Origin of the sequence: Corynebacterium neomassiliense (genome assembly GCF_900626215.1) — a bacterium.
In the GTDB taxonomy this organism is placed as follows: domain Bacteria; phylum Actinomycetota; class Actinomycetes; order Mycobacteriales; family Mycobacteriaceae; genus Corynebacterium; species Corynebacterium neomassiliense.
In genome coordinates this window covers 222,283-239,256 of the sequence record NZ_LR131107.1, presented here as the reverse complement: position 1 = coordinate 239,256, position 16,974 = coordinate 222,283, and the positions used below count along the sequence as shown (strand labels likewise).

At 67.7% G+C, this 16,974-nt stretch carries 12 protein-coding genes and 1 pseudogene; 1 reads left to right on the top strand and 12 read right to left on the bottom strand.

Features of this window, described 5'->3' with window-relative positions:
* Window positions 1-54: 54 nt before the first annotated feature.
* The 8 genes and pseudogenes from E0E18_RS13380 to nadD form a co-directional block, all read right to left on the bottom strand.
* Complete coding sequence (locus tag E0E18_RS13380) at window positions 55-1,905, bottom strand: flavin-containing monooxygenase (RefSeq protein ID WP_130841894.1); 1,851 nt, start codon at window positions 1,903-1,905, stop codon at window positions 55-57.
* 492 nt (window positions 1,906-2,397) lie between these two features.
* Window positions 2,398-3,381 carry a DNA polymerase III subunit delta gene (holA, locus tag E0E18_RS13375; protein ID WP_130841786.1) on the bottom strand — a complete coding sequence of 328 codons (984 nt, stop codon included), beginning with the start codon at window positions 3,379-3,381 and terminating at the stop codon, window positions 2,398-2,400.
* A 98-nt stretch (window positions 3,382-3,479) separates the two neighbouring features.
* Entirely contained in the window at window positions 3,480-5,738 is a 2,259-nt protein-coding gene (locus E0E18_RS13370) for a ComEC/Rec2 family competence protein (protein WP_130841785.1), read from the bottom strand.
* A complete protein-coding gene (locus tag E0E18_RS13365) occupies window positions 5,731-6,645 on the bottom strand; it encodes a ComEA family DNA-binding protein (protein WP_130841784.1) in 915 nt (304 codons plus the stop codon). Before E0E18_RS13365 ends, E0E18_RS13370 begins: the two co-directional genes overlap by 8 nt.
* A 767-nt stretch (window positions 6,646-7,412) precedes the next feature.
* Window positions 7,413-7,943, bottom strand: a pseudogene (locus E0E18_RS14275) (DegV family protein); the annotation flags it as partial.
* 446 nt (window positions 7,944-8,389) lie between these two features.
* Complete coding sequence (locus E0E18_RS13355; RefSeq protein WP_066584872.1) at window positions 8,390-9,169, bottom strand: histidine phosphatase family protein; 780 nt, start codon at window positions 9,167-9,169, stop codon at window positions 8,390-8,392.
* Window positions 9,170-9,186: 17 nt separating this feature from the next.
* Window positions 9,187-9,687 carry a ribosome silencing factor gene (gene rsfS, locus E0E18_RS13350; RefSeq protein WP_066584870.1) on the bottom strand — a complete coding sequence of 167 codons (501 nt, stop codon included), beginning with the start codon at window positions 9,685-9,687 and terminating at the stop codon, window positions 9,187-9,189.
* Window positions 9,688-9,893: 206 nt separating this feature from the next.
* Window positions 9,894-10,655: a nicotinate-nucleotide adenylyltransferase gene (gene nadD, locus E0E18_RS13345; protein ID WP_130841892.1), complete on the bottom strand. Its 762-nt coding sequence runs from the start codon at window positions 10,653-10,655 to the stop codon at window positions 9,894-9,896.
* Window positions 10,656-10,763: 108 nt separating this feature from the next.
* On the opposite strand from nadD, the gene E0E18_RS13340 reads away from it, so the two are divergent.
* Window positions 10,764-11,777, top strand: coding sequence for a YwiC-like family protein (locus E0E18_RS13340; protein WP_078057110.1), 1,014 nt, complete (start codon window positions 10,764-10,766; stop codon window positions 11,775-11,777).
* 7 nt (window positions 11,778-11,784) lie between these two features.
* Here the strand turns inward: E0E18_RS13340 and E0E18_RS13335 are convergent, their stop codons facing one another.
* From E0E18_RS13335 to obgE, 4 genes are all read right to left on the bottom strand, one after another.
* Window positions 11,785-12,579, bottom strand: coding sequence for a hypothetical protein (locus E0E18_RS13335; protein WP_066584856.1), 795 nt, complete (start codon window positions 12,577-12,579; stop codon window positions 11,785-11,787).
* Between the two features lie 100 nt (window positions 12,580-12,679).
* Complete coding sequence (locus E0E18_RS13330; protein ID WP_110481633.1) at window positions 12,680-13,993, bottom strand: glutamate-5-semialdehyde dehydrogenase; 1,314 nt, start codon at window positions 13,991-13,993, stop codon at window positions 12,680-12,682.
* A 101-nt stretch (window positions 13,994-14,094) separates the two neighbouring features.
* On the bottom strand, window positions 14,095-15,387 hold the full coding sequence (gene proB / locus E0E18_RS13325; RefSeq protein WP_130841781.1) for a glutamate 5-kinase: 1,293 nt from the start codon (window positions 15,385-15,387) through the stop codon (window positions 14,095-14,097).
* A 17-nt stretch (window positions 15,388-15,404) separates the two neighbouring features.
* Window positions 15,405-16,928, bottom strand: a complete 1,524-nt coding sequence (gene obgE / locus E0E18_RS13320) for a GTPase ObgE (RefSeq protein WP_130841779.1) — start codon at window positions 16,926-16,928, stop codon at window positions 15,405-15,407.
* Window positions 16,929-16,974: the final 46 nt, after the last annotated feature.

Genomic DNA, 16,974 nt, shown 5'->3' with positions numbered 1-16,974 from the left:
GAAAACGAACCGGAAAACGCCCCGGAGTGCGACCCGGTGAGCGCCTCCGGACAGCTACCTCCTGTGGTGGGACTCCGCCGGAGCGTACACGGGGGTGTCCAGCCCTTCATGACGTGCAGCGAGCTGAAGGGAAAGGTACCGGGAATAGTGCCGTCCCTGGTGGAGGTTCCCGCCCATGAACCACAGGTTCTCCTGCCGGGTGGGCTTCCACATGTTACGCAGTTCACCCTCCCACGGACCCGGGTCCTTGGTGGTGTCGGACCCCAGCCCCCAGCACTTGCCGACCTTGTCGGCGACTTCCGGGCTGATGAGTCGCTCCGCCCATCCGTTCATCGATCCGAACCCTGTGGCCAGGACAACCACGTCCGCCTCAATCTCGGTACCGTCGGTGAGGACGACACCGTCCTCGGTGTAGTGGTCGATCCCCACACCGGAGTGCAGTTCGATGGAACCGTCGATGACCAGCTGGGACGCGCCGACGTTGATGTAGTAGCCGGAACCGCGGCGCAGGTACTTCAGGAACAGGCCGGTCTCGTCGTCACCATAGTCGAGCATGAATCCGGCCTTCTCGAGATCGGCGTAGAACGCGGCGTCCTCCCTCCTGATCGCGTCAGAGCCAGGCTTCTGGGCCAGGGGGAGCAGTCGGTAGGGCCAGGAGGCGAACATCAGGTCCGCGGTGTCGGTGTCGATCCCGGCGTCCAGGGCGTCCTCGGAGTAGAGCGGGCTGGTGACATGTCTGATGAACATGTCCGAGTTCACGATGTACGTCGACGACCGTTGGATCATCACCGGGTGGGCACCGTTCTCGTAGAGGTCGGCGCAGATGTCGTGTGCGGAGTTGTTCGCTCCGAGGACAACCACCCGGCGTCCCCGGTCCACCGCGCCGCCCGGGTGCTCCGAGGAGTGCCGGATTTCACCGCGGAACTTCTCCTGGCCGGGGAAGGTCGGCTTGTTGGGTACCCCGGACATGCCGGTGGCCAGGACCAGCTGGGTGGGGCGGAGGACCACCTGCTCGCCGTCACGGTCGACGACGACCTCCCAGGTACCCGATGCCTCGTCGTAGGAGGCACGCTCGCAGGTGGTGTTGTTCCAGTAGTCGAGATCCATGATGCCGGTGTAGTGCTCCAGCCAGTCACCCATCTTGTCTTTGGGGGTGAACACGGGCCAGTCATCGGGGAACGGCAGGTAGGGCAGGTGGTCGTACCACACGGGATCGTGCAGGCACAGGGAGTGGTACCGGCCACGCCACTGGTCACCCGGCCGGGCGGACTTCTCGACGACAAGTGTGGGGACGCCGAGACGCTTGAGCCGGGAAGCCAGCGCGATACCTCCCTGACCTCCTCCGACGATGAGGACATAGGGCTGTTCCGTGTAGCCGAGGGTCTCACGGCGTTCAGCCCGCCTGTCCGCCCAGTTGCGCCGGTCGGTGTGGACGCCGTGCTCGGCACCGGTGACACGGTGGCGTCCCTTCTTCTCGGGCCGGGCCTTGAGCTCACGGGCGGAAGTGAGGAGGGTCCAGCACCGGTCCACCGGAGCTTCCGGAGTTCCTTCGTTCTTCAACCGGATCAGGGCCCGGGAGGTCACCACGGGGGTCTCGAAGGTGACGAAGGCGAAGATGTCGGTGCCGGAGCCGTCCACGGCGTCCTCGACCACGGCGTCACGGTCGATCGCGATGTCACTGATGACGAGGTTGCCGGTGCCGTGGGTTCCCCGCACCAGGTCCGCGACGGCATCGCGGTGTTCGGCGGTGTGCAGGTTCCAGGTGAAGGTGGTCAGGTCCCGCCAGTAGCCTTCCTCGACGAAGAGGTCGGCGGTGGCGGTGGCAGCAGTCTCGACGTCGGGTTCCGCCAGTGCCTCGGCGAATTTCCTGAACCAGGCCAGGACCCGGTGGTTGAGGGACGCCACGGTCGGGTCGGACGCAGTTTCCGGTGCCGTTCCTGTGGTGACTGGGGTTCCTGGGGCTTCTGGGGTGCCGCTGGTGGACTGGTCGATCGTGGGAGCAGACAAGGAGATTCCTCTCGGTCGGGCCGCGGGGGCACACCGGACATCTCGGGCCCGGATAGGGTTCTTCATCGGCACGTCACGGCAATGGGCTCTACATCACATCCATATATGTATGTGGTGTGCATCACAACCATGACGACCCTCCCCACGCTAACCGCCCACCCCGGCCCCGACCACCGTGATAAGTACATACATGTGACAAAACACTTTTACTGCGAACGTATATCGAGGTGACAGCTACTGGACATCGCCGGAACTGTCCGGCCGACGGGGGTGATTTACCACCCCCGTTGCCACCTCAACCCCGACTCACCTCAACCCCGAGCTCACCTCAACCCCGAGCTCACCTCAACGCATCAACCGTCTGTCCGTGGCGCCGGGGGCTCCCGCATGTCAGTTCTGTGTTCCGGCGAGAACCGCGATCCTGCGCACCGCATCCTCCACCGCGTACTCGGGATCAGCTGCCCATCCCTTGACCCCGGCATCCAGCTCCGCGACGACCTGGACGGCCGCCGCCACCCCCGCGGCGGACCAGGATCGTGCCAGTCGTACGGTCTTCTCCAGCTTCCACGGGGGCATCCCGAACTCCGCGGCCTGGGACCGTGCATTGATCCGACCGACCCCGTGCACTTTGGCGATGTCTCCCACCATCCCGGACAACGCGGAGGCAAGCAGCACGTGGGGGACGCCGAGCTGCAGCGCCCGGCGGGCGGAACCGACCGCCCGGTCGACCCGGCCGGTGACCGCGTACTCGGCCACATCGAATCCCGACACTTCGGCGGTGCCCTGGTAGTAGCTGTGGACTGCGGCGACCGTGACCTGACCACCGGTGTCGGAGACGAGCTGGCTCACCGCGGCCGCCAGCTCCCGGAGGTCTGTACCCACTGACTCGATGAGTGCCTCGGTGACATCCGGGCTGACTCTCGCCCCTGCTGCCCGGAACTCGGATTCGACGAACGCCGTTCTTTCCCTGCCGCGGAGCTCTTCGGCGGAGAGGACCCGGAGTGCACCCCTGGGGGCTTTCCCGGGAAGACTGCTGACCAGCGACTTCTGACGACCTTTGCCGGTGTGCTGCAGGATCAGGACGATCCCGGGCACGGGCTCCGCGACGGCCTCTTCGATCAGCTTCACAGTCTCCTTCGACGCCTCCGCCAGCCCGGTGACCACGACGATGCGGTCCTCGGCGAACAGTGACGGGCTGAGCAGTTCCGCCAGTTCACCGGCATCGATTTCACTGGTTCTTCGGATTTCCACGGGCAGGTCAGGATCCCCGACGGATCTGCGGACACGGTCGACGACTTCCTGTCTGCGCCTCTCTGCGAGGAACTCATCCCCACCGACGATGAGATTGACCTGCGCCGTGTCCAGTTCTGCCATGCCGACAATCCTAGACCGGCGACAGGACCTCTCGGCGCCGTCTCCGCGAGCTGTGACCGGGCACCTTGACCGGGCACCTTGACCGGACCACCCCCCGACTACCCTGGTCCGCCCGCGTGCAGTCCGTCGGGGGCCAGCAGCACCGTACCGTCCCGGCACGGGTACGCCACCGGGACGCCTTCCGGGGTCCTGCTCGGCATACCCCGTGAACGTCCGCAACCTGTGACCACGTACAGGTCAGGTCGTTGCGGTGACGGTCGTGCCGGAGCACCTCCGGAACCGGAGGCAGTGTCCGATCTCAGTGACCTCTCGTGTACCAGGACACCGGCATCATCCGGGAAGACGGCAACCCGTGGATCCCGGCTTCCCGCCTGGCGCTGTTCCGGGGCCACCAGGAGTTCCGGTGGCCCTCCTCCACCGGAGCCGGCAGGTTTCACCCCCACCGTCCATCCGCGGATTCTCCGGTACCCGCTGTCCTGCCCACCCAGATCCTCCCACCACTGTCTGTCGAAGGACGCGCCGAATCTTCCCCCCGGGACTGCCCCGGGATACGGTCCAACCTCCAGTACACCGGCGCGCGCCGCCGAGCACCCGGCTGCCACTGCCGTGACCAGAACTGTCACGGCCACCCCTCGCCACCTTCCGGACACCACCGCCACAACCGTTGCGCCCCCCACAGGTAGTGTCGCCGCAGCGGTCACCCATCCGGCAGCCATGATCAGTACAGGCACCCCGGACAACGTCTGTGCCACCCAGGTGATCCACAACGCGCACGGTGCGCACACCCACAGCACCGCCGTCCCCGCCGGCACTGAGACTCCTGCGACCAGTGCCCCCAGCATCCCGGTCACGGTGACGACCGGCACCACCGGACCGACCAGCACATTGGCCAGCACCGCAGTCGGTGAGACAACTCCGGTCATGTGGGCGATCACGGGTACCGTCACCACGTCCGCCGCCAGACTCACCCCTGCGAGCCTGCACAACGCGGCCTGCCAACCGGTGATTCTCGACCCTCCGCGACGTTCACGGGCCCTGCTCCACATCTGGATCAACCGCCTCGACACCAGCGGAGCCAGCGCAACTAGTCCCACCGTGGCGACAACGGACAGAATGAAAGAGTAGTCCACCGCAAGTCCCGGATCAACGGCCAGCAGCAGCAGGACAGCGGCAGAGCACGCGGCGAAACCGTGCGTACGCCGGGAGCTCAGCACCGCGACCAACCCCACCAGACCGGTCACCGCCGCGCGCAGCACACTGGGTTCAGTTCCGACGACAATGACGAAAGCGACCAGACTCAGCGCCGCAGAAACCACCCTGACCTTCACGGATGCCCCGAGAGCACCACAGACGACAAGAACTGTCGCGCTGATGATGCTCAGGTTCGCCCCGCTGACGGCGCTGAGGTGACTGAGCCCGGTCGCCAGGAACTCACCGCGGAACACGGGATCCTGACCACTGACGTCACCGACGACCATCCCGGGAACGAGCTCTGCGGCCCCCTCCGGCAGTCGGGACGCCGCCTCCGCCAGACCGTCACGGAGGTGACCGGTCACCGCCCGGAATCCTTCCGGGTCCCTGACGGCCTCAGGCACATCTGACGCGGACAGCACGACCGGTACAAGTCCGGGACGGTCCGAGGGCTGCACCGTCGCCGAGATCTCCAGTGCTGTTCCCGGTTGCAGGTCGAGCAGCGCAGCCACAGGGTCACCGGAGCCTCCGCCGGCTACCTGCCGACCGTCACCCGCAGAGTCGGCACCTGCAGAGTCGGCACCTGCCGCATACGGTTCAGAGACGAACAGGGGCAGCCGCCCCAACCCGGGAACCTCCACCGGCAGGTTCACCCCACCGTCGACGAGTTGCCGTGGCGTACCTGCAATTTCGAGGACGCCCCGCCATACCCGAGTGTTCCCGGCAGACCAGGGGTGGGCGTCCACCCGGCGAACGGCCAGTCCCGCACGGGCAGCCCAGACGAAGGCACAGGCCGATGACACCGCCACCACCCGGGCCACCGTGACTGTCGACCAGGCGTCACCGGCAGCGACCCCGGCGTCGAGGTCATGCACGACGCGGACGTCCCGACCACCCCGACCACCCCGGGCGACAGTCACGGCGACGACTGTACAGACCGCAGCACAGACGAGAACCGGCCACCAGGACCTGGTGACCAGGACGAACGCCACCGCACACCAGGTTGCGGACGCCACCGGAACGAGCCGGAGGTCCGGTCCCCTGCGCCGCCGCAGCACCACCGGGCTGTGGAGGTCACGGTCCGGCACAGTCCAACCCCGGCCGGAACCCGGCGCGGGGGTGAGATCCGGGTCAGGATGACCACCCTCCGGTGCGCGGTCAGACACCCACCATCTCCTTCATCGCCTCGAACTTCGCCGGTCCTATCCCCTTGACCTCCATGAGCTGCTCAGGGCTGGTGAACGGACCGTTGTCCTGTCTCCACGCGACGATCGACTGCGCGGTCTTCTCCCCCACTCCCGGCAGTGCGGTCAACCCCGCGGCATCCGCGGTGTTGATGTTGACCTTTCCCGCCCCTGCCGTTCCCGCCCCCGCGGCACCCGGGGCCGGGGCTGCTGTCTGACCTGCAGCCCCTGCCGCGGCACCCGCCGGTACAGCTCCACCTGTGCCACCTACCGGACCACCACCGGGGTAGCTGACCCTCGACCCGCCGGGATCGACGACGATCTGCATGCCGTCGACCACTTTCTCTGCGAGGTTGATTCCCTCCAGGCTGGCCTCTGCCCGGACCCCGCCAACCAGGTCAAGAACCTCACCGACCCTCGTTCCCGCGTCCACGGTCCGCAGCCCTGGCGCGTCCACAAGTCCCTGTACTGCGACGACCGCCACCTCCGTCCCTTCCTGCTGCCCCGGGGATCCGGGAGAGCCGGAAGCGCCCTGCACCTCCCCCACCTCCGGCGCCTGCTCCGATGAGGTGGAGGCCGCCCCCGCCGCGGGCAACTGGACTCCGGTGGGCGACAGCCCTGCCACCGCAACCGCGGGATCCCCGCTGTCCCCTCCTCCGATATCCCTGATGAGCATCCACCCTCCCGCTACGACCGCCAGTACCGCGACGACCGTCAGCAGTGCACGTGCCGGCCGCGGACCCATGGTGGTGCGGCGGTGGAACCTGATGTCGGCGAGTTCATGTCCGGGTACCGGCCCGGCCAGCGCCTCGACCCTGTCCTTCACTGAACCGACGGCCCGTCGGGTACTGTTCCGGAGCTTTCCCCCGTCTGCTGCTTCTCCACCCATGGCGGCCAGCAAACCACGGACAGGGAAGGCCGGAGCCGTCCGAGACACCGGAAGCCGAGGAGTCTGTGGACAACCTGCCCCCTGGGGACAACCCGGGGTCAGCTTTCCCGGGCAGCCCCAGACCGGTCAGCCCAGACCGCTCAGCCGTGGACCAGAGTGATTCCGACGGCTTCTGGACCGGTGTGGACCTGCAGAGCAGGCGAGAGATCGACCACGGATATGACCACGCACTCCGGAAGGCTCCTGCGCAGGGTGTCCCGAAGTTCCTCGGCGATCTCCGGGTATCCGGCCTGGTGGATGTCCAGGTGCATCGGCACCTTCGGGAGGTTCCGCAGCGGAACCGGTTCCTCACGCCGCTTGAGCAGGCGGAATTCGTGGTCACCACCGAAGGTGAACACGCGAGGTCGTTCTGCCCCTGCATCTGCCTGCGTCGGGTCGGAATCCTTCCCCGCATCCGAGGCTGACCCTTCGCCGGCCCCTTCGCCGGCCCCTTCGCCTGCCCTTTCGCCGGCTCCGGGATCTTCCGGGGCACTGCCGTCCCCCGGACCGGACACCGTGTCAGTTTCCGTGACCTCTTCCACGGTTCCGGCGTCGGCGTCCGCACTGCCCCGTCGACCACCGTCAGCCGTCCCGGAAGCCTGCAGTCCACCGGCAGGCCCGTCGTCCACGCCAGCGGCGGCACGCCTGCCGGAATCCCGGCCACCGGGACCCTCAGCGTCGGCACCGCCTTCACCGGTTGACTGACCGGTGCCGTCCGCCACCTCCGCCGCATCCGTCGCTGCCTGTGAGGCCGCCTCACGGTAGGCGTCCTCGGCGAAGGAGACCAGCCGGGCCATGGCTTTCGCCTGGGTCCGGGTCTTCGCCGCAAGTTCGATCTTTCCGCCGCTCAGGCGCAGGATCGGCCGGATGGCCAGGGCAGTCGACAGCAGCCTCTGGGCGGTGGACAGGCGACCGCCACGTGCCAGGGCGTCGAGCCGGTGGACGTAGAGCCAGACATTCGCACCGTCGAGTACTCGCCTGGCGGCCGCCGTGCACTCCTGCAGGTCTGCACCGTCGGCGGCGCGACGGGCGGCGGCGACTGCGGCCTGTCCCAGAACCATCCCCGCCGAGCGGGTGTCGAGGACCTCGACAAGTCCGTCGAAGACGGCAGCTGCCTGTACCGCCGCGGACCAGGTCGAGGAAAGCTCACGCGACAGGTGCAGGGCCACCACACCGTCGTCACCGCCACGCTCGAGCAGTCGGGCGTATGCGGCAGTGAGTTCCAGCGGTCCCAGCCCGGCCGTGGTGGGTTCCTCGTCCCCGCGTTCCCCGGCACCGTCCGGGGGGCTGTCAGTTCCACCGCCGGCGGCCGGGGCACCGGCGCCTGCGCCCTTGCCCCCGGTCTCCCCCCCCGCCGTCGTTGCAGCGGGGACGCCCTGCTCACCTCCCGCCGGTCCGTCCGTGGGTTCCGCATCCTCACCAGCTTCGCCGTCGACACCGGACCCACTGCTGTCCGCCGCAGCCCGGCCGGTGCCGGCACCGTGCTGGTCGCGCGCCTGGTCGGTGTCGTCGACGGTACCGTTGCCGTCCACCGGGGACACGGAATGGGAAACCGAAGTCGCCGGAGAGGAGGCCGGGGACGCCGACCCCGCAGCTTCCGGGGAACGGAGCTTCCCCCGGGTGTGGATGTCAAGGACCGTGATCCCGTACTCCGCGGCGAGCGCCGCCGGCAGACAGGCCGTCGAATCTGTCACGACGTGGACCGTCATGCGGCACCACCCGAGACTTCCGCCGGATCCGGTTCACCGTCGGTGTCCGTCCCCTCGTCCGCGTTCACCACCGCCACCGGGGACGGGGCGGTCACCCCGACATTCCAGCCTTCGAGGAACCACCGTGGACCGGACCACCACGGTGTTCCGGAGTTCGGCGTCCACATGTCACTGGGGCGCGCGACCAGCTGGCACCAGCGGGTGTTCCCCAGGCCCCCGAACATGGGGTAATGCTCAATCGGTATACCCAGAAGTCTGCACGTCAGAGCAGAGATCGTCCCGCCGTGCGCCACGATCAGCACTGCGCCGGACGCCCAGGCGTCCCCCGCCATCAGTTCGTCGACGACCGCGCCCGCGCGCGCGGAGACCTCCAGCCGGTTCTCACCGCCCGGCGGCGCCCAGCGCGGGTGGAGACGCCAGTGGGCCCGTGCGCCCGGGAACGCCTCGTCGACCTCCTCATGTCCCCTCCCCGACCACTCACCCAGGTCAGTCTCCCGGAGTCTCGGGTCTGTCGTGACGTCCAGGGATGAGGCATCGGCGATGGCCCGGGCGGTGTCCGCCGCGCGTTGCAGGTCGGAGGACACGACCGTCCCGATGGGCCAGTCGGCCAGGCCCCTGGCGACCTGTGCCGCCTGGGCGCGGCCGACCTCACTGAGCGGGGTGTCAAGCTGCCCCTGCATCCTGCCGACCAGGTTGTACTCGGTCTGGCCGTGACGGACCAGGAGGAGCCGCCGCTCCGGACGCCCACCACCGCCCACTGCCGTCACTTCCGCCATGTCGGGTTTCCTCCGCCCTAGATTTCGTCGGCGTCCGGGCCGGGACCCGCCAGGGGAAGGTCCTCGATGCTCTGCGCCTGCAGGGGATCGAGCCGGTCGATGTCGCCGAGCTCGGTGACGTCCAGGCCCTCCGCCCAGGAACCCCGGTCAGGCTGTTCGACGCCTTCCACCGGCACTGCGGGGCAGTCCCGGTAGAGCCTGTCCAGACCGTAGAACTCTCGTTCCTCCCGGCGCTGAACGTGACAGATGATGGTGCCGTAGTCCAGCAGAACCCACCGGCCGTCCCGGTGCCCTTCACGCATGCGGGGCTTCACCCCGGCCTTCTCAGCAAGCTCCGCCTCGATCTCGTCGACGATGGAGGCGACCATGCGCTCATTGTCCCCGGTGACGATCACGAAGCAGTCGGCCAGGGGCATACGCCCGGTGACGTCGAGCACGCTGATGTCCTCACCGAGCTTCTCGGCGGCGGCACGTGCGGCAATGCCCGCGTGGTTGATGGCTTCGGCGCTGGCTGTCACTGTGGGTAAGTTCCTTAATGCCGGCTGACGTCGGCTGATGTCTGCAGATGGGCGTAGGTGTCGGCAGGTATGCCGCTACCGGCGGTGCCGGCAGATGACGGCAGTTCCCGGCGACCGGGACAGTGCACGGTGGCACGCATGAATGTCCGCCACGTAATTCTACCTGCAGAACACCTGTGGACAGAACTGAACCGGACGCCGGCGGGTCAGAACCAGCCCGGAGGGAACCTCGGTTCCCTCCAGTCCACGTCGGGTTCGGCGTCCGGATTGCCGTCGCGACCGCCGCGACCACCACCGGACCCGGCGGCGGAGCTCCCGTCGTCCCCGCCCGCCGGTCCGGTCGCCGACAGTCCGGGTGCCGGCGGACCGTCGGGACGCCTGCAACGGATGTCCGAGTACATTCCCGTCTTGGCGATGTACTGCACCACTCCGTCGGGCACCAGGTACCAGACCGGACGCCCGTCGGCCGCCCTCTCCCGGATGTCGGTGGAGGAGATCGCCATGGCGGGGATATTCACCAGGGACAACCGGTCGGCGTCGACCTGAGCCCTCAGTTGTTCCCCGGCGTCCGCCAGGTCATATCCGGGACGGGTCACCCCCACACAGTGGGCGAGCTCGAACACCGCCTCCCAGTCACGCCAGGTGACGATGCGGTCCAGGGCGTCCGCGCCGGTGATGAAGAAGAGCTCGGCGTCCGGGTGGTGGGCCTGGATGTCCTTGAGTGTGTCCACCGTGTAGGTTGCCCCGGGACGGTCGATGTCCACCCGGGACACCGTGAACCGGGGATTCGACGCCGTGGCGATGACGGTCATCAGGTACCGGTCCTCCGCCTCCGAGACGTACCTGTCCTTCTTCTGCCAGGGCATGCCGGTGGGCACGAAAACCACCATGTCCAGGTCGAAAAGGTCGGCTACCTCACTGCCCGCAACCAGGTGGCCGTTGTGGATCGGGTCGAAGGTTCCGCCCATCACGCCGATGCGCCGGGCGCATCCGGACCTGGCCCCGGGTGCAGTGGGTGTGTTCACGACGTCACATCATAGACGTCCCACGGCCGGTGACGACTAACCTGGGTGAGTATGGCGTCGCGATCCTCACGAGGCAGTTCCCGGTACTGGAAGCCCGACCAGCACGGGGCGTGGCCGATGATCTTCTCACCGGTGCTGGTCGGACTGGCGTGGGCGGTCTCGTTGACCTCACTGATCGGATCCGCCGGCTCAGGCGACCGTGGACCGGGCGGCGCGGACATGCTCCGCATGTCACTGACCACTGCGGCGGTGACAGTCGCCTGGGTCGCCGGCTACCTCACTTTCTTCACCGTCGGTAAGTGGCTTCCCGCCAGGCGGTCCGGCAACCGGCGCATACTCCGGGCGGCCGGCGTTCCTCTGGCCTGCTACGGGTCCGTCACGGCGGTGGCGGTGGTGTGCGCGGTACTGCTTCAGCCGCACCTGCTCTGGTGGGCGGTCGTCTTCGCACCGCTGACAGTGGTGTCCGTCTACGAGATCTGGCGGGGGACGCCACGGTCCCTCATCGCGGGGGCGGCGGAGACCGTGACCTCGGCTCTCGTCATCGCGGCCCTGGCCACCACCGGACCCGGCTCCACCTCCGCCGTGACCGGTGGCATCACCCTGACCCGCAACGTCTTCTCCTCGGAGGTTGTCGCCTCCCTGCCCCCGGAACTGTGGGTGACCGTGATCTGGCTGGCCCTCTACCAGGTGGGAACGGTGCTCTACGTGAAGACGATGATCCGTGAACGGGGTTCGCGTCCGTGGTGGAGGGGCTCTGTCGCCTTCCACGTCGTCGCCCTGGCGGTCACCACGGCCACGGTGTTCTCCGGGGACCTGGCGGTGGTGCCGTGGCTCATCGCTGAAGCTGTCATGGTCCGGGCACTGTGGCGTTCCTGGTCAGTTCCCCGCCAAGAGGTGTTCTCCCGACGGACGGAGGAGGCCACCGGGACCGGCGGCAGCAGGAAGCCGACCTGGACGCCCCGGAAGGTCGGCCTCGCCGAAGTTCCCCTGGTCGTGGCGGTGACCGTGGCGGGTATTCTCACCGCGGTACTGTTCAACGGGCCGATCCTGCTCTACATCGGCTAGAACCGGGTCAGTCGCTCAGCCATTCTGCGAGAGTGTCGACCGACTTCTTCTCCAGGGCTGTGGGGCGACCTGCGAGTGCCTGCCTGAAGTACTCCGTGTGGGCGCCGAGTTCATACGGTGCTTCGAGTGCTTCGCCGAGAGATTCCATGTCATGGGCACAGATCACGTCGTAGGTCGCGCAGATGTTCATCGACGGCACGCCGTCGGGGGCTTCGGCCACCGTGCCCACGGTGCCGGGTTCCCCGCCGAAGGGACTGCCCACGGAGATGACGCCGCGTAGACGCCCCCGGTCGGACGCCCACTGCTGTACCGCCATCACGGGCAGCACCCCCTGGGAGTATCCGACTGTCACATAGTCGGGACGGCATCCGGACTCCTCCTCCCAGGACTTAACCTGTTCCAGACCCCCGGGGACCCCCTTGACGACCGAATCCACGAACAGTGCCACGTCCTGTGCGATGGTCACTGCGTTGAACTCGGCGAGTTCCCGTGGCACGGGCAGTCGGGCCGGATAGTGGTCGGCATCCACCCCTGCCGCCGCTACCCGCCCACCGGAGACCGCCTCCGGATGCGCGGTGGCCAGGTAGGAGATGAACCTGCGGATCGTGTCGCCTTCCCAGCCGTTGGAGGGAAGGTCCGTCCCCTCGTAGCGGGCAGGGGTGGTCGAAGTCTCCTCGCTGCCGCGGGCAGCGACGATGACAGTTGCCGGGCATGAACCGCCCCGGTTCCCGGGTGTCCCGGCACCTGAGGGGACGCCGGCGGAGGCCGCCGGAACGGAGACGATGAGCGAGCTGACAGCCACTGCAGCGCCGACAAGAACAGAAATATATTTATGCACAGCCTTAACATAACATAAGGCTCACATTTACTGAACTTCTCTCAGCGTCTGAACATGTTGCCGCTCAGGGTCTGGTCTGTCCCTCTCCGGTGACGATCCACTTGGTACTGGTCAGCTCCGGCAGGCCCATAGGGCCGCGGGCATGCAGCTTCTGGGTGGAGATGCCGATCTCCGCCCCGAAACCGAACATCTCCCCGTCAGTCCACGCGGTGGAGGTGTTGACCATGACCGCCGCAGCATCCACGTTGTCCGTGAAGTACCGGGTGACCCGGATATCCGTCGCACCGATCGCCTCGGTGTGCCCGGTGGTGTACCTCATGATGTGACGGACAGCCTCCCCGACACCGTCGACGATCTTCACGGCAATGTCGAGAGACCCGTACTCCTCCGCCCAGTCCGCCTCCGTGGCCGCGACAACATCACCGAGACCGAGGTCACCGATCTCCCCCGGGTCGGCGTGGAGGGTGACCCCGGCGTCCTGGAGCGCGGTGAGCACCTTCATCTTCGCCTCCGCGGGAAGAGCGGAGTCCAGCAGGACCGTCTCGGTCGCGTTGCACACCGAGCAGCGCCGTGTCTTCCCGTTGACCACCAGGGCCGTGGCCTCCTCCACGTCGGCGGAGGCGTCCACGTAGAAGTGGCAGTTACCCGTCCCCGTCTCGATGGTGGGCACTGTCGCCCCGGTGACGACGGCGTTGATCAGGCCGGCGCCGCCACGCGGGATGACGATGTCCACCAGCCCGCGGGCGGTGATCAGGTCACGCACGGATTCCCTGGTCGAACACGGCAGCAGCTGCACAGTTTCGCGGGGCAGCCCCTGTGCCCCGAGGACGTCCTGGAGGACACCCACCAGGGCCGTGTTGGAGTGGAATGCCGACTTCGAACCGCGGAGGAGGGGCACATTGCCGGATTTGAGGGCCAGGCCGAATGCGTCGACGGTGACGTTCGGACGGGCCTCGTAGACCATCCCCATCACTCCGAGCGGGACCCTGACCTGGCGCATCTCAAGCCCGTTGGGACGCCGGTAGCCGCGCACCACGTCCCCGACAGGGTCAGGAAGGTCGGCAACCTGGCGCAGGCCGCCGGCGATGCCCTCCACCCTGTCCGCGGTGAGGCGGAGCCTGTCGATGAGTGCCTCGTCCATGCCACGCTCACGGCCGGCGACGATGTCCCGGTCGTTGGCGGTGAGGATCTCCGCCGTACGTTCCACCAGGGCATCCGCCGCCGCCAGCAGCACCCGGTTCTTCTCCGTCGTGGACAGTGGTGGTCGGCGGGAGATCTCCCTGGCCGTGGTGGCCTTGGCGAGAACCTCCGAGCGCTCGGCACTGCGCTCGGCGGTCAGTCCGGTCGAATCGGGGGTGATCGTGGTGGAGGTCGTCATGGTTGTCCACACTACGCGAGGGACAGTACGCCGTCCGACGGAGAGGGCGTGTTGTTCAACAACTCCCCGGGGGTGCGTGCGGGCCGTCAGTGCCGGTGAAGTCAGCGCGTGGCACCGTACGCCCGCGACAGGCGGTTGGCGGAGGTCGGCAGATTGTCCACGTGGATCGCGGGGCGCTGTGCGAAGGCCGGAAGCTCCGTCGTCGACTTCCCGATCATCCCCTGCAGAGTCGCGGCGTCGTAGTTCACTTCACCACGCCCGACGAGATGCCCGCCCGGCCCGACGATGTCCACCACGGCGCGGGAGTTGAAGTCCCCGACGATCCTGGTGATACCCACGGGAAGCAGGGAATTGTGGTGCTCCATGGCCTGGGCGGCTCCGCCGTCGATGTGCACCGCCCCCTCCGACTCTGCCGCATAGAGGATCCAGAACTTCCAGGCGGACAACCTGTCGTCCCGCGGCCAGAAGCAGGTGCCGACCATAGCCTGGTCGAGTGCCGCCCCGATGTTCTCCGTGGACGTCAGCAGCACCGGGACACCGCCCTGGGACGCCAACCTGGCGGCCGACACCTTCGCCCCCATTCCCCCTGTGCCGAGGCGTCCCCCGTCACCGGCGACGACACCGCGCAGGTCACCGTGATTACGAACCTCGGCGATGAACCTGGCGCCGGGTTCGGCGGGGTTACGGTCATAGAGTCCGGCAACGTCTGAGAGGAGGACCAGGGCGTCCGCATAGGCGAGGTGGCTGACGAGGGCGGCGAGACGGTCATTGTCACCGAAGGTCGCACCGGCGGTGGTGACGGTGTCGTTCTCGTTGATGATCGGAACCACCCCGAGCTGACGGAGCCGGTCGATGGTCCGCTGGGAGTTCCGGGCACGGTCCCGTCGCGCCGCATCGGAGACCGTGAGGAGAACCTGCCCGATAGAGCGGCCGTACCGGGCGAAACTACGGGCCCATTCCTGGGCGAGCAGAACCTGCCCGGCTGCCGCGGCCGCCTGTTTGGTCGCCAGGTCGGTCGGCCGCTGGGTCAGCCCCAGCGGCCCCATACCGCAGGCGATCGATCCGGAGGAGACGACGATGATGTCCGTCCCCCGGTCCATCCGCGCCTCGAGGGCGTCCGCGATGAGGTCGATACGGTCCGGGCTGACATGCCCGGTCTCGTCGGTGAGACTGGAGGAGCCGATCTTCACGACCACCCGCTTGGCGTCACGGACGGCCCGGCGGGCTTCGGACCGGTGGCCGTACTCCGGGTCGTCGAGGGTGACCTCAGGTTCCGGGAACTCCTTGGCGGTGGCCGGGACTACCGGGCCAGGCTGGTGGATGTTTCCGCTACCGAACACCGGGTTGGCGAAAAGGGGGTCTGAGGGGTCAGGCTGCACGGAAGTGTCAGACATGCCCCCCGATGTTACCGCTAGCCCTCCCAGCGGTCGCGGGAGGCCTCCTCACCGTCCCCGAAATCGAATTCGTCGATGAGCCCGCGGCGTGCCTGGGAGGCCCGCTTGCGCTCGGCGGCACTCGCCCTCTCCGTGCGCTCCAGGCGCTTGTCGGTGCCACGCCCGGACGGCAGCAGGTCCACACCTGCCGCTGTCTGCGGTTCCCAGCTGAATGTCACCCAGCCGATGGTGACGTCATCTCCTGCGACGGCGCCGGCCTTGTAGAGGGCCTCCTCCACGCCTGCCTTGGCGAGACGGTCCGCCAGGTAGCCGACGGCTTCGTCGTTGTCGAAGTCCGTCTGCCGGATCCACCGTTCCAGGTCGCTGCTGTCGACGATCCATGCCCCTCCCCCTGGGCCCGCCTCCGGGTCTGCGGAGACGGTGAAGGTGATCTTCGAGGTGCCCTTCCTCCGCTGGTTCTTCGGGGCGATGACCTGCGGAGCGGCAACCTCGACAGGGTGCTGCCGGCGGTACTCCTCGACGATGTCCATGAGAGCGTAGGTCAGCCGGTCAAGCCCGGTGTGCGCGACGGTGGAAATCTCGAACACGGGCCATCCGAACTCTCTTTCGAGGTCGGGGCGGATGATCTCGGCCATTTCCCGGGCGTCCGGGACGTCCATCTTGTTCAGGACGATGACGCGTGGCCGGTCACGGAGATCACCGAGTCCGACGTCCTCGGAGAGTTCCGACCGGTAGTTGTCCAGTTCCGCTTCGAGGGCACGGATGTCGTCGACGGGGTTGCGGTCGGATTCCAGTGAGGCGCAGTCGACGACGTGGACCAGCACGGCGGTGCGTTCAATGTGGCGGAGGAAGTCCAGTCCCAGTCCCTTGCCCTGGGAGGCCCCGGGGATGAGCCCGGGGACATCGGCGATGGTGAACACCCGGTGACCGACATTGACGACACCGAGATTGGGCTGGAGCGTGGTGAACGGGTAGTCGGCGATCTTGGGCTTCGCCGCACTCAGGACACTGACCAGTGAGGACTTACCCGCCGACGGGAATCCGACCAGACCGACGTCGGCCATGGACTTCAGTTCGACGGTGATGTCCTTCGTCTCACCGGGCTCACCGAGCAGCGCGAAACCGGGGGCCTTGCGGGCACGGGAAACCAGGGCGGCATTCCCCAGTCCGCCGTGGCCACCTGCGGCGACGATCACCCGTTGACCGCGGGCGGTCATGTCGGCGATGATCTCCTCGTCCTCGTCGAGGATGACGGTGCCGGCGGGGACCTTGAGGACGAGGTCTTCGCCCCGGGCACCGTTGCGGTGGTCACCGGCGCCGTTGGTTCCGCGCCCGGCCCTGAGGTGGGGATGGAAGTGGAAGTCGAGAAGGGTGTGGACCTGGGGATCGACCTCGAAGATGATGTCGCCCCCGTGTCCGCCGTTTCCGCCGTCCGGGCCGCCGAGAGGGATGAATTTCTCGCGGTAGACCGAGGAACAGCCGTTTCCGCCGTCGCCGGCCTGCAGATGCAGGACGACACGGTCGACGAAGCGGGTAGACATGGGTGGGGGTCCCCTCCGGTTGGAAATCACGTACCGGCAGAGTCTA